The organism is Paraburkholderia sp. SARCC-3016 (genome assembly GCF_031119615.1).
Lineage (GTDB): Bacteria > Pseudomonadota > Gammaproteobacteria > Burkholderiales > Burkholderiaceae > Paraburkholderia.
This window is the reverse complement of the sequence record NZ_JAVHZD010000054.1, coordinates 1-12,941: the sequence shown is the minus strand read 5'-3', so window position 1 is coordinate 12,941 and position 12,941 is coordinate 1. Positions and strand designations below refer to the sequence as shown.

The 12,941-nt window shown below is 60.8% G+C and carries 11 protein-coding genes and 1 pseudogene; all 12 read right to left on the bottom strand.

Features of this window, described 5'->3' with window-relative positions:
• Positions 1–52 precede the first annotated feature (52 nt).
• The gene (locus QYH69_RS33790; RefSeq protein WP_308836012.1) at positions 53–1,072 is read right to left on the bottom strand and encodes a LacI family DNA-binding transcriptional regulator; all 1,020 of its coding nucleotides are present in this window, start codon (positions 1,070–1,072) and stop codon (positions 53–55) included.
• Positions 1,073–1,287: 215 nt separating this feature from the next.
• Positions 1,288–1,944 carry a hypothetical protein gene (locus QYH69_RS33785; RefSeq protein ID WP_308836011.1) on the bottom strand — a complete coding sequence of 219 codons (657 nt, stop codon included), beginning with the start codon at positions 1,942–1,944 and terminating at the stop codon, positions 1,288–1,290.
• A gap of 165 nt (positions 1,945–2,109) precedes the next feature.
• Entirely contained in the window at positions 2,110–3,483 is a 1,374-nt protein-coding gene (locus QYH69_RS33780) for a glycoside hydrolase family 71 protein (protein WP_308836010.1), read from the bottom strand.
• A gap of 26 nt (positions 3,484–3,509) precedes the next feature.
• Positions 3,510–4,766: a hypothetical protein gene (locus QYH69_RS33775; RefSeq protein WP_308836009.1), complete on the bottom strand. Its 1,257-nt coding sequence runs from the start codon at positions 4,764–4,766 to the stop codon at positions 3,510–3,512.
• Positions 4,763–5,941, bottom strand: coding sequence for a glycosyltransferase (locus QYH69_RS33770; protein ID WP_308836008.1), 1,179 nt, complete (start codon positions 5,939–5,941; stop codon positions 4,763–4,765). The genes QYH69_RS33775 and QYH69_RS33770 overlap by 4 nt, the downstream gene beginning before the upstream one ends.
• Positions 5,871–6,989 carry a polysaccharide pyruvyl transferase family protein gene (locus QYH69_RS33765; protein WP_308836007.1) on the bottom strand — a complete coding sequence of 373 codons (1,119 nt, stop codon included), beginning with the start codon at positions 6,987–6,989 and terminating at the stop codon, positions 5,871–5,873. Before QYH69_RS33765 ends, QYH69_RS33770 begins: the two co-directional genes overlap by 71 nt.
• Positions 6,976–8,052, bottom strand: coding sequence for a glycosyltransferase family 4 protein (locus QYH69_RS33760; protein WP_308836006.1), 1,077 nt, complete (start codon positions 8,050–8,052; stop codon positions 6,976–6,978). The genes QYH69_RS33765 and QYH69_RS33760 overlap by 14 nt, the downstream gene beginning before the upstream one ends.
• A gap of 133 nt (positions 8,053–8,185) precedes the next feature.
• Positions 8,186–10,417: a polysaccharide biosynthesis tyrosine autokinase gene (locus QYH69_RS33755; protein ID WP_308836005.1), complete on the bottom strand. Its 2,232-nt coding sequence runs from the start codon at positions 10,415–10,417 to the stop codon at positions 8,186–8,188.
• A gap of 16 nt (positions 10,418–10,433) precedes the next feature.
• Positions 10,434–10,871, bottom strand: a complete 438-nt coding sequence (locus tag QYH69_RS33750) for a low molecular weight protein-tyrosine-phosphatase (RefSeq protein ID WP_075159588.1) — start codon at positions 10,869–10,871, stop codon at positions 10,434–10,436.
• Positions 10,868–12,040, bottom strand: coding sequence for a polysaccharide biosynthesis/export family protein (locus QYH69_RS33745; RefSeq protein ID WP_374992555.1), 1,173 nt, complete (start codon positions 12,038–12,040; stop codon positions 10,868–10,870). Before QYH69_RS33745 ends, QYH69_RS33750 begins: the two co-directional genes overlap by 4 nt.
• 281 nt (positions 12,041–12,321) lie before the next feature.
• On the bottom strand, positions 12,322–12,771 hold the full coding sequence (locus QYH69_RS33740; protein WP_308836004.1) for a hypothetical protein: 450 nt from the start codon (positions 12,769–12,771) through the stop codon (positions 12,322–12,324).
• Between the two features lie 29 nt (positions 12,772–12,800).
• A pseudogene (locus QYH69_RS33735) lies at positions 12,801–12,941 on the bottom strand (UTP--glucose-1-phosphate uridylyltransferase); the annotation flags it as partial.

Below are 12,941 nucleotides of genomic sequence, written 5' to 3'. Positions count from 1 at the left end.
CGCTGTATTCGGGCCTTGGCGGATTCACAACACGGTCCGCGGGTCGCGAGTGTCAGGCACGCGCATTCTCACGAAGATAAATTCGGGTTTCGGGTGTCGGAATGCCCGGCACCCCACGCACGTCGTTCAGAAAATTGACGGCCGCAAGGCCCGCCCAATGGACGATGCCGCGCACGTCCTGATCGAGGATCACGTCGATTGCGCGCTCGGAAAGCTGCGCGCGCGCGTCGCCCGTGCATTCGTGACCGATCAGAACGACGCGCGCCTTATCGCCGAGCTCCTGCAACGCGGCGGCAATGCCGCAAATACCACCGCCCGTCACGTAGACGCCGACCAGATCGCGATGTCCGGCAATCAGCCCTTGCACAGCGAGGCCCGCGCTCTCGTCGTCTTCGGTGAAATCGGGTTCGGTGACACAGCGCAGGTTGCGGAAGTCCTCTTCGAGAACCTGTGAAAAGCCGGTGCGACGCTCGAGCTGGTCGTGTAGCCGCGACGACGCGGACAACACCGCCACCGTGCCGATGCGCGATCCGACAAAGCGTCCCATGAGCAACGCGGCCGTTCGTCCCGCGATGCGGTTATCGACGCCGACATAGGCAGCGCGAGCGCTCGACGGCAGATCGGAGAACACCGTGACGACCGGCACATTCGCATCGGTCATGTCCTGAATCATCCTCTCGACCCACGGGTAATCGAGCGGCACGAGCACGAGCGCGTCGTATTCGATCAGTTGCCCGGCGAGAGAAACGGCGTCCCGCTGGCTCGACAGATCGCAACGGTAGAACGACGGAACGATACGATGCTCGCGAAAGAAACTGGCCGACAACGCGATATCGCGTTCGACCTGAGCAAGAAAGCGGGAGTTGATTTGCGGCAGAACGAAAGCGACACGGAATGAAGTGGTTTTCGACGGCCGGCCGCGGCTCGCGCGCTCATCGCGCAGCGTCGCAAGCGCGAGATGAACGCGTTCGGCTGTTTCGGGGCGAACACCCAGGTCTTCGCGCAACACGCGATCCACCGTGGCGACACTGACGCCGGCGCGACGCGCAATCATCGTACGTGTAGCCGGCATGGGTCTCCTCCGGTGCCGAGCCAGGAGTCATTTTGTAAACTAAAGATAGTTTTGCGTACGTGAAATGCAAGCGTTTTTAGCGCTTTAAATGCATCATTGCCCGCTTGCGCGCATGGCCCGATTGACGCTCGTCGAAGTAAGCACGTTCAACACTGCGCGTGACAGCGTTCTCGCATTGCCGGGGGGTTCGTCAACGGACAAGATCGCCGTGTCTGTCAGCACGATCCGTCCGGTCCGGTCAGACGACACGCCGAAGCGAGCATCAGCCGCGCTGCGACTTCCCGCGCAGTCTCGTCTCCGCAGTCTCGGCCGACGACGCATAGCGCGTCGGTGAGCGCGTCGTCGGCATCGCAACCCACGTGCGGCTCGTCCATCGGCCTCCGTATCGCACCGGTATGGGCGGCATTCTCATCAACAGCGCTTTTGCAGCCAAGTCCGGCGGACTCCAGCACACCGCGGCCGCCACCGACTGCCTGAACCGCCACGCTCTGCCTGTAAGCACGACGCAACCATGCAAACAAACGCTCATCCGTGCCAGTCGTTTCCGCCTCTCCGCCAAGCACAAAGACCGCATGAATGCTGCCGCCATAACGTGTTTCGATCGAATCCGACCAGATCAGCGCGCCGGACGAAGATCGGATCGCACCGCCGTTGGCGGAGAGAAATAACAGTTCATATGTGTCGTCAATGCGATCGCCTGTGTCGCAAAGCCGATTGGCGACGTCGAAGGTCTCGACCACACGCCCAAAGTACATCAGCGAAAAACCGCTCAGCAAAACGAGTGCGATGCGCCGCGGGCGCGGCACGATTGCCTTGCCCGCACCGGGAGTTCGGTGCATCGCTTGACCAACTATACCGACTGCGTACTCCATTTCATGCTCCTCTGCCGCAACGAGGCCCGCTTCGATACACCATCGTAAATTCCTGCAGCGACCAGTCGATACATACGGCCGATTGCTCTCCGCTATTGGCGGATCAAAACAAACTTGCTTGCGCCGCTCGCATTCGGTGCTACGCATCGGTGCAAGCAAGCGCCTTTACAACACGGGTCCTCTCATGCTTCCGCTAAAGTAATTGAACGCACCACTATAGTCGTTGCGCGTGATCGTCTCTTCACCCACCTTCTGCAGGACCGCTTGACCCTCTCTGACGAGAATGAAGCTTGGCCGCCCGGGCGTCCACGGGAACGCGGCTTCATTGAAACCTGCATGCAACGGCAACACCCAGCGATTCGGTCCGCACGTCACTTGCAGACTCGCGTCCTGAGCGACGAATGCTGTGACATGGATATAGGACGTTAGTCGCCCCGTGCTGCGCGGCGGATACGCCGCGCGGCTGGAGATTGCATCGATCAGGTTAGTCTGCAGATCGACCGGATGCAGCCGGTAGAAATAAAATATCTCGTCACGCTCGATGGCCGGTTTAATGCCCGATTTGAACCAATCGATGAAATAGCGGCTCGCATCGAGATAGCCGGTATGGTTCAACAAAATGCCAAACCGCTTGTTGTACACGAGCGCGCTGGACGTCGAGCCGATCGGTGCGACGTATGTGGACTCGGCCCAGTCGTTCCACGTCACGATCTGCACCCAGTCCACGTCGGCGTCGATCGCTGCTTGCCATTCGTCCGCCATGCCATTGAAGCCATTCGTTTCGAACGCGCGATAGTTGGTGCCGGATGCGAGGCCCCGATAGTAAGGCGTGACGGGCGCCATAAACGCCTTTCTTTCACGCCTGAGCGTAAAGGAGAGCAACCTGATCGAGCGAGCCAGCGAATCCGGCAATGCCGCCGCGCCGAAAAAGAAATAACCGTCAGCGGATGCGGCCCGCTTCGAGATCTCCGCTGCCTGCTCCGGCCCGATCGCCGCTTCTCCCCTGCTCGGCGAGAAATGCGGTATGAACCACGCGCCGAGCTGACGCGCCTGACGGATCAGTGCGTCGCATCGTCCCGGATCCCTACCGCCGAGTCCGTATGCGGACAACACAGGTCTGCCGTCCTGCATCAGTTGCGCATCCAGACCGCGTGTGGTCGCGACGATATCGTCGAGTTCGTTCTGCGCGTTCCCGTCGATGGAGACGAAGAGCTTGAAGCGGCCTGAAAAGCCTTTGGCCGCCTCGTACAGAAGCAGGGCGCGCTGTTTGTACTGCGGTTCGCTCGCATGCCAACCGCCGCAATTGAGCGCGAATCCGTCGATCCCATGCGCGATGGCATCGCGTATCTCCGCGGCGTAGTCCTCGAGCACCGCGTGCGGGCCGCCCCTCGGCCACGCAACCATGTAATGCGCGAACACGTATTTCCGCGACACGGGTGCCGCCGGCTGCCCCGCTACCGCTGCCGCGAGCGCATGCCCGCCCGGCAGCGCGGCCCACGAAACAGCGGCAGCCGCTTCAAGCAATCTCCGTCGTTTCATTGTTCACGCCAGTCTCAAATCGGGATTCACGCCGAAACCGCAATGCGTTTCGTGCTTAGCCGCGCGGACAGGCCGAGCACGAGTGCTCCGCCGAGCACCGGCCCCAGCGTCGCGCCGATCAGTCCGAGCCCATAGGACAGCATAGTGACGAGCAGCAGCGACGCTCCGGCCTCGAGTGAGGACAGCCTGACAAACGACCGCTGATCGATCGAGAAAACGTGCAGCGAATAGATTCTGCAAACGAAGATCACGCCGGCGCCGAGAAACGCAGCGAACATGAAAGCGAATTGACGAATCGGTTCGCCCAACGAAGCCGTGGGAAACAGGTGAACACGCAGCGCGACCCAACTGGCCCACACGACCAATGCAACGCCGCCGACGGCTCCCAATGCGAACGGCGCGCGCCGCACCGTCCGTAACGACGACATCGCACCGCCAAGCCTGCTCGCAACGACGAGGGCGAACGCCTGGCCGCTATTGAACGCAAGATTGTGGACGCTCTTGACACCGCGATACAGTGCGGCGGCCGATGGCCCCAGCACCAATGTGACAAGCATGATGTCCGCATGCTTGGCGCCGGAAAAGACCGCATTCGAATACCAGCTTCCCAGGATCTCCTTGCGATGTTCCTTGAGGAAAGCAAGGTAGCCGAATGTCCACGGATTGAATTTTCGGGCGCCGGCCGGCGAAGCGTCGAATTCGCCCACGTACGTATCGCCGGAAACAACGGTAATAAGATAAGTCAGCAGCAGCATCGCGCCGTATCCCGCCTCCACCAGCAGCAACAGGTCGGGAAGCATCGGCTGAAGACCGGGTCTCGCGACGATCAGCCACACTACCGCGACACGGCTGAGCGCCGACACGGTCGACACCGCGCACACGACCGCACTACGTCCGTAAAGCCGCAGCACGCCGAGTGAAAAATGCGAGAGTCCGAAGCATGCCGGCGCGATCAGAAGGCTGCATGCGAAACGCGGTTCGGCAACGAGACCCCTTTGCGCGATGAAATGCGTAATCGACGCAAAGACGATCGTCGAACCCACCGCACTCGCGACATCGAGAAAGATGAGCGTCGAGACTTTTGACCGGACGCGATCGATCGTGAAGATGCGCGGGGAACCGAAATTGAAAAGATCGATGGCAATATAGAAAAACGCGAGCAATGCGTACGATCGTCCGAGCCAATCCGGGTCCAGGTGACGCAAGGCCAATGCGACGGCCACGAAGTTGCCGAGTGCGGGAAGCGCGGAGGCCAGCACCACGTAAAGGAAGTCCTTCTTCACGTGACACTCCTCGCCTTGAGCTCCGCGCAGTAGGTCAGATAGTGCGACTGTAACGTCGAAAACTGGAACCTTCTGGCGATCGAGCGGTGCCGTTGCGCCTCGCTTCTACGGAACGCCGGATTTTTCACGAGACGTTCGATGCGATCGCACAGGCCCGCGACGTCACCGGGCGTGACGAGCTCGTTGACTTCGAGCACCTCGGCAATGCCGCCGACCTGAGTCGCGATAACCGGCACGCCGAGTGCCATAGCTTCGAGCATGGCGCGCGGCATGCCCTCCTGAAAGGACGGCAACACAAAAAGCGAATGCCGCGCGACCGCCGCTCGCACTTCCTCGCCGCCCATCGACCCCGCGAAATGAACGGCGCCGTCAACGCCGGCCTGTTTCGCCTCCCTGACGAATTTCTCGCGCAGCGAGCCATCTCCGATCAAGGTCGCATGCACATTGAGCCCACGCGCGCGAAGCCGGGCTATCGCGTGAATCAGCACCGTATGGCCTTTGCTTTCGTTGTGCATCATCGCCACGTTGACGATCCCGAAGCTGTCTTGCGGATGGTTCGCCGGGGCGGCCTCCTGATCGAACATCGAATCGGGCAGATAGACGTCGCTGAAGCCGAAGACGCCTCGTATGTCATGCGCCGGATACTCGAGTTGCAGCGTGTAGGCAGTGACGTACCGAACGGTCTCGGCGTGCGTCGCGGCATATCGCGTTGCCCAGCAATGCACCGCGCGCGCGATCCGCCGCAGCGGGTGCCGCGATGCCGCGTCGCTGAAATAATCGGCCGGATCGGCCACGATCTCCGTCGAAAATCGTTTGCCGCGCCACCGGCAAATAAGCATCGCCAGTAGCGCGATGTTCCCGGGAAAGCGAATCAGCAGGACGTCGGCGTCCGCGACAGTCCGGCTGAGGCGCGCGATGAGACGCGGAATGCCGGCCAGCAACGCAGCGACACCCCGATGGGCGCCGAGATCGAGGAACGATGTGCGCTCGCCGGTCACACGCGTACCGATCGCCCTTGCTACCGGAAACGAGCGCGCGGCGATACGCACCTCGTCGAAACTCTGCGTAAAACGGGCCGCGAATTTCTCGAAGCCCATGTGCGGGCTATAAACTTCTGTCCCGACTCGCGAGAAATTTCCGTCCATCAGCAGCGTGATCGAAGTGTCGCGTTTCATTCCTGATGTACTCCAGCAATTCGTCGTAGCGGTTCGCCGATGCCGTGTTCAAACGATGCCAGAACAGATGCGGCACGGTTCGCAACTGCTCGACCAGCGTCGCTATTGCAGCCGGATCGAAGTCACTGGCATGAAAGACGTATTCGTCGAGGCCCAGATCGCGATACGCGGCGACGCCCTTTCGCTCGTAAGACAGATGGATGCTCGGCACGCCCGCCAGCACGCTTTCCAGACTTCCGTGGAGGCGCACCGAAACGACGATCGCGTCGCGCTGTTGCAGGGCCTCGCGCAATGACGTGCGGCACTCGATACCGAAAACACGACGGTAGAACTCGTCGTCGCTATTGCCGCGTCCGGAGCTCTGCAAAACGAATTCCGCGTCCGGAATCAGCTGCGCCAGTCGTTTGACGTTTCGCAGATAAGCGTCCGAGTATGGCTTGCCGCTCAGGTCACGAAACACGAAATACACCTTCTGCCGGTCTATTGCGGGTTGCACCACCGTCAACTGCACCCGCCTTGCGATCTCGAGCACCACGAGGTCCCCGATCCTGATGCCGCGCCAGTGCCGCAGTTCCTGATTACTCTTGTCGTCGCGCAGAAATATCGTTCCGACGCAACGTCGGATCAACCGTTTCAGAAGGAAGCCGGGCAGGCCATTGAATGGTCCAACGCTTTGCGGCAAATAAATGGTCCGGCTTCCCGCACTGATTGCGGCACAAAGAATTTGCGTGCCATGCGCGATCAGTGCCTTCCATCCTTCAGCACGATTTCCGGAGCGAAGATATCCGCCGCCGACGCCGAAAAATATCGCAGGACGTCGCGAGACCACGCGAACGGCGGTCCTCAGAACAAACTCCGCAAGCGAAATCAGCTCGACGTCGGGATCGTCGAGGTAGTTCGCGAAGGCCGCCTTGTCGAGACACACCACCGTCACGCGCCGATGTATTCCGGCCGCGCGGATGGCCTCGAGGCTCAACTTCACGAGCAATCCGTCGCCGCTGTTACGCGGGCTATAGGCGTGCAGCAGAAACACGTCATGCGCTCTCATAGCAGCTCATCATCGATCTGAAAAAGCGATCGGCGCGAAACGCGTGATCGAATACATGGCGCGCATTGGCGCCCATCCGACGGCATTCTTCAAGCGACAATGCGTTGAGCTGCCCGGCCAGGCATTCGCTGGTCAGCTCGCGCAACATCAGGCCGTTGTAGCCATGAATCACCTGCTCCGGCAACGAACCTTCATTGGAGACAACCAGCACCTTCCCCGCACGCATCGCCTCGATCGGAACGAGCGCCATGCCCTCCCAACGCGAGGGCACCACGATCACGTCCATCTGCTTCATCGCCCGGCTGGTCTCTTCCGGACCCACCCAACCGTGGTATGTGACACACGGATCGTCGGCACGCAGATTCACGCCTCCACGAACCGCCGTGCCGAATATGTGCACGTGCAAGCCGTCCTTCAGACGCGGTATGGCGCCAAGAAGAATATCGAATCCCTTTTGATAGTCGAGCCTGCCGAAATAGCCGACCTGAATCGACATGCCGGCATCCTGCGTTACCGCCTGCCCGGTGCCACGCTCGACAGCCGCTTCGGCCGAAATGCCGGTGTACACGAGATCGATTTTTTCTAGCGGAATGCGGTAGCGTCGGGCAGCGCGCACTTCGTCGAACGACATGCACAGAATCCTCGTGCATCGCTTCGACAGCGCTCGCTCGACCGATGCGAAGAGATGCCGGATCGCCGCTGGCGTGTCCCGCTTCATGAATGACCACGCGTGCGGCGTGTACAGCACGCGCTTCGTGTCCCGATATCGGCCCAGGCGCACGTAAACGCCCGGATAGGTGCTGTGGCAATGAATCACGTCCGCGTCGATGTCGTCGATCAGCTGCTTCAGCTTCCGGGCGACGACCGGAAACAGCAGCGGATTGCGGCTGGATCGATAATGAAGCACCGCCACGTCCGCGATACCCACCTGAACCTGCGTGACATTCATCGGATCGCAGAGCAGCGAAACCTCGTGCCCGAGGTTTCGCTGCTCGATCATCAATGCACGCACGTAGCTGGCGATTCCGCCAATCCAGGTCTCGACTACATGAACGATTTTCATGTCACGCCCCGCTTCAGATATTTGTGCCGTACCGTGCGTCAGCTCCGCACGGACCCGCTTCTTTTCACAACCTGCGATGTGCTTCCGCTAAATCCCTCACTCACTTCAAAAAAGCCGGAACACCCGGCCTCGCTCACTCGGCGGTTCTGGCCCGCTCGTAGCGATACGCGATATACCGGTATGAGCCGTACTTCGAGCGATAGCCGAAAGCGCGCGCATCGACCGCGTTAAAGATCACGCCCTTTAGCGATGCGTTTGCGCGTTCGAGCTGTTTCGCGCTTTCAGTCAGCTCGCCTATCACCGTCTTCTGGAACCGGGCTACAAGGAACGTGGTTCCCATGCTTCCTGCAAGAATGCTGGCGTCTGCCACTGCGAGGACCGGCGGCGCGTCGATGACAACGAGGTCGTACATGTCGCCGACACGTTCGAGGAGTCGAACCATGCCCTTACTCATCAGCAGTTCCGACGGGTTCGGCGGAATGCTGCCGGTGGTGACAAGGTCGAGCCCTGGCGACACGCCGCGATTGATCACGTCGTCGAACGATGCCTGGTTAGAGAGAATGTTCGACAGCCCGCGGCCCCGGGCGATACCGAAGTACTTATGCAGGTGGCCGCGCCGCATGTCCGCATCGATCAGCAGCACTCGCTTGTCGGAGCCACCGATGATCGCCGCCAGGTTCGACGCGACAAACGACTTGCCCACACTCGGTCCAGGCCCCGTCAGAAGCAGGCGGTTGTTGCGCGCTTCCAGCATCGCGAACGTCAGGGCGGTTCGCAAGCTGCGCAGACTCTCGATGGATGGATCCGCCCGATCCCGGCTTGCAAGCAGAGAGAGACCGCGGCTGTGCGAACGCAGTGCATCGTCGAGAGATCGCTGTTGCTGCGAGTACGGAATGGCGCCGTAGACGCTGAGCCTCGCGTAGCGTTCGATGTCCTGAGCATCGGTCACGCCTCCGTACAGGTGCTCGCGGCCGAATGCGCCACAAACGCCGAGCATCCATCCGCCCATGAGCGACAAGGCGATGACGAGCGGCTTTTTCGGTTGCACGGGCTCTTCGGGCACACGCGCATGATCGACGAGACGCACGTTTCCGACCTTGCCGGCCGACACGAGCCTCAGCTGTTGCAGGTTGCTGAGTGCGCCGAGGTAGATATCGGTATCGACCTGCACGTCTCGCAGCAACGCGACCGTTCCCTGCTCCAGATCCGGCAGAAGCTTCATGCGACCGTCGACGCCTTTGAGCCGTTGCTGCATGTCGTCGATTTGCCGGTCGATCGCTCGCACGGACGGATAATCGGGCGAAAAGGTGCCGGTCAGTTCAGAACGTTTTTGTTGTAGCGTCAGCAGCGTGGTCTGCCATGCAACGGTCTCCTGCAGCAGGCTCTGCGCCTCGAGGCCCAGGTCGTAGGTGCCGTGCCGGTTCCGGTAATCGTTGTAGCGCTTTTCGGCCTTCTCCAGATCGCCTTTGAGGTTCGGCAACAGACCTTCGAGGAAAGCGGCGGACTTGTCCGCTTCGGCTGATTTGCGCTTGATGTTTTGCGCGACATAAGCGAATCCGATCGAATTGAGGATTCTCGCCGTCTTTTCCGGGTTACTGCCGCGAAGCGATGCCACGATGATGTCGCTCTGCTTGCCCTTTTGTTCGACCGTCAATTGCTTCTGCAGCTCGGCTAAAGTCTTGAGCTCCGAATTCCGGATCAGAGTGAACGCCGCGCCAGGCTCGCCGTTGACCGACGAGACCCGCAGGCGAATCTGTCCCACGCTCTGATCGGAGACCACCATGTGACCGATCGTGCCTTCGATCGGCGTGTCCAGATCCGATTCGGTCAAGCGGAATCGGCCGCCATCGAGCAGCGTGAGCTTGAATCGCTCGCCCTTCAGATCATCCGGTACGTCGAACGTATCGACCTTGATCGACTCGACGCCCCAGCAAAATCCGCCGAAACCCAATAGACCCGGCGTCGTCAGATGTTTCGAATGCCTGGCGATCAGCCAGCCGAACAGCGGGAAATAGCGCGGCGCGGCCTCGATATAAAGCTTGAGATCCTGTACGGCCTGACCGACAACCGCGCGCGACTGCAGAATTTCGATTTCGCCCTCAGCCTGGGTCTTCACATCGAACAGTGACGACACGTCGTTGAGCAGGGAGCCTGCGCTGGTGGGGTTGTCCTCTTCCACCTGAACCATGATGTTGGCTTCGTAGCGCGGCCGGGCGAGAAATGCATAGGCGGTCCCGAGGATCAGCACGATCAGGCAGATCGCGGCAACGGTCCACCGTCTGCCGATCAGGACATCCATATACCGGACGAAGTCGGTATCGCCTTCGCTGAGGTCGACCGTCGTGTTGTCGATTTTATTGCTCATCGTTTTTGACATCCGTCTAAGCGAGCGCCTTGATACGCGAAGTCCATGCATCGACACCGCGAACGATCAAACCGAACGAATCGTGAAACCGGTCGATCGGTTTCCGATAGGGATCGGGCACGTCGAAATCTTCGGCTTCGCCCAGACGGAACACTTTTCCATGAGAGGTCGGATACCGGCGAACCAGTTCGCGCGTATGCGCCGCTTCCATCGTCAGGATCAACTCGGCCTCGTTCACGAGCGCCATATTGACCCGGCGTGCACGATGCGGCGTGATATCGAGTCCGCGCTCGGCGGACACGCGGACCGCGTCGGGATCGGCCGCATATCCCTCCAGCGCATCGAGACCTGCCGACGCAACCGCGATTCCGCCAAGCCGGCCGCGCAATACGTACTCGGCCATCGGGCTGCGGCAGATGTTGCCCACGCAGACCACAAGAATCCTGTTCATCATTTCCCGACGATCACCCCGGTGAGTCCCGCGTTCACGGCGGGCAATAACAGATTCAGCACGCGGCTGAAGCGAACAAGGCCGTTTCCATCGACGTACACGACGTCGTGAGGCGCCAGCGGAAACTGATCCGCCAGAACCATTGCGACCGGCGATTTCGCGTCGAGGTGATAGACCTGCGGACGCGTCGTCGTTGCGTCGCGGATCACGTACACCTGGGCCGGGTCTGCCGACGCGCTGTTGAAACTGCCGGCCTGTGACAGCGCGTCGCTCAGCGTCAGCTTTCCATCGCGCATCGGCACCGCGGTGGACGGCTTCGTCACTTCGCCCATCACGTACACGCCGCTGTCGTCGCGCGCCTTCACACGCAAAAGGTCGCCGTTATGCAAGACGATCTGCGCCGGGTTGAACCCGCTCTCGAACATCGACGTCATATCGATCCGATACGACTTGCCGTTGCGCACGAGCAGCAGGCGGCTCTGATCGGCTGTGGCCGCGAACCCGCCGGCCCTGCCGATCGCGTCGTAAAGCGTCATCGGAACGTCGTTCAAAGGCTGTACGCCAGGCGTTCGAACCTCACCTTCGATAAAGACCTGCTTCGCACGAAACGACGCAATACGAACCGTGACCTGCGGTTTTTCGAAGGGCTTGACCAATGCCGCTCGCAGCTTTTCCTGGATCTGCGCCGGCGTCAGTCCGGCTACGTGCAAGGTGCCGGCAAACGGAAACTGAAGGTTGCCGTCCTGGTCCACGACAAAGCCGGGGACCGGGTCCGCTGTCCGAGTCGTAGTCTGGCCCGGCGCGCCTTGCGCAATCGCGAGTTCGGGATGGTCCCAAACGGTGATCTGCAGCACGTCGGCAGGCCCGACCAGATACGGTGCCGGCGCGGTAGACAGATCGCGGGCAGCGCGTTCGCCGTCCTCGACCTTGAGCGCACGCTGTTGTGCGATCAGCGCAGTATCTATGTTCACGATCGGCACCGGAGCGGTTTGCGGTATCCCTTCTGCATCGTGAGCAACGTCAATGGTCGCAGGCTGGGTCATCTTCTGACCGGGCGCCGCCGCGCACGAAGCGAGCACGACGGAAACCGCGCATATCGGGACCATGAACAGCGACCTGCGTACGCCCCCGCCGATGACATCCTTTGCAATCTGATCGCCCGTCTCTCGCATCGCATTCCTTTTCGCATCGCGTCATTCACGCCAACTTGCGTCCCTTGCTTCGAGGCGAATCATATTCGCGGCAATCGCCGTCCAATTCCGTTCCGTCCGATCGGGACAAAGGGTTGGCGGAATTGGCAAAGGTGGCTCATCCGCTATCTCGATCTGCCTGCATCCCTGCTTGCGAGATCGGTGTCGGCAAAAAAAAGCCCTTCATGACTCAACGTCATGAAGGGCAAAACATTTGGCCAGCCTAGGACGGGGGAAAGATGGCGGCCAAAGTCGGGAAGCGATTATTCGTGTGTCAGCAACGCCATCGCACGCCGCGCTCTTTTCGCCCGTCGGGCATGCGAAACCAATGGAATGACGACGTTTTCCGCCACCGTATGCAACGCCACCTGTTCGCTGCATCCGTCGAGCAACATCCATAGGCCAGATCGATGCGCAGGCAAACGACGCACGTCGCCAAAGAAAAGCGCAAGGTGCGTCGTCGGGCTGCCGATCGACCGCTGCATCGCCCGATCGGCGCCAACGCAGTTCCAGCAGAACGGTCCGCACGACGCGGACGTCGATCTGACGAGATGGATCATCATGTCGAACCCCTCGCCGTCGCGATGCCGTGCGATTTCCCACGAGGCTTGACCTCCGGAACCGGGAAGGTCCTGAAGCCAGCCCTCGACCTCGAAGTCGTAGAAGCCCCACAGACGAAGCCCTACGCGCATGGGATTCCGGCTCGAGTCCATCGTCTCTCCGATGCCACCTGAACCGGCTGCTAGTCGATCGTCGCGACGACGCTTTCGCGTTCGTCGAGATAGGCGCGAAAATCGCCCGCGAGCTCCGGATGACGCAGCGCGAACTCGACGGTCGCCTTCAGGTAACCGAGCTTGCTGCCGCAGTCGAAACGCGTGCCGTG

Bases quoted from the DNA above. Each gene is read 5' to 3' on its own strand.
- QYH69_RS33760 (WP_308836006.1), bottom strand. From the start codon at position 8,052: ATGAAAATCGTTCATGTAGTCGAGACCTGGATTGGCGGAATCGCCAGC.
- QYH69_RS33750 (WP_075159588.1), bottom strand. From the start codon at position 10,871: ATGATGAACAGGATTCTTGTGGTCTGCGTGGGCAACATCTGCCGCAGC.
- QYH69_RS33740 (WP_308836004.1), bottom strand. From the start codon at position 12,771: ATGGACTCGAGCCGGAATCCCATGCGCGTAGGGCTTCGTCTGTGGGGC.
- QYH69_RS33785 (WP_308836011.1), bottom strand. From the start codon at position 1,944: ATGGAGTACGCAGTCGGTATAGTTGGTCAAGCGATGCACCGAACTCCC.
- QYH69_RS33745 (WP_374992555.1), bottom strand. From the start codon at position 12,040: ATGCGAGAGACGGGCGATCAGATTGCAAAGGATGTCATCGGCGGGGGC.
- QYH69_RS33765 (WP_308836007.1), bottom strand. From the start codon at position 6,989: ATGAGAGCGCATGACGTGTTTCTGCTGCACGCCTATAGCCCGCGTAAC.
- QYH69_RS33790 (WP_308836012.1), bottom strand. From the start codon at position 1,072: ATGCCGGCTACACGTACGATGATTGCGCGTCGCGCCGGCGTCAGTGTC.
- QYH69_RS33755 (WP_308836005.1), bottom strand. From the start codon at position 10,417: ATGAGCAATAAAATCGACAACACGACGGTCGACCTCAGCGAAGGCGAT.
- QYH69_RS33770 (WP_308836008.1), bottom strand. From the start codon at position 5,941: ATGAAACGCGACACTTCGATCACGCTGCTGATGGACGGAAATTTCTCG.
- QYH69_RS33780 (WP_308836010.1), bottom strand. From the start codon at position 3,483: ATGAAACGACGGAGATTGCTTGAAGCGGCTGCCGCTGTTTCGTGGGCC.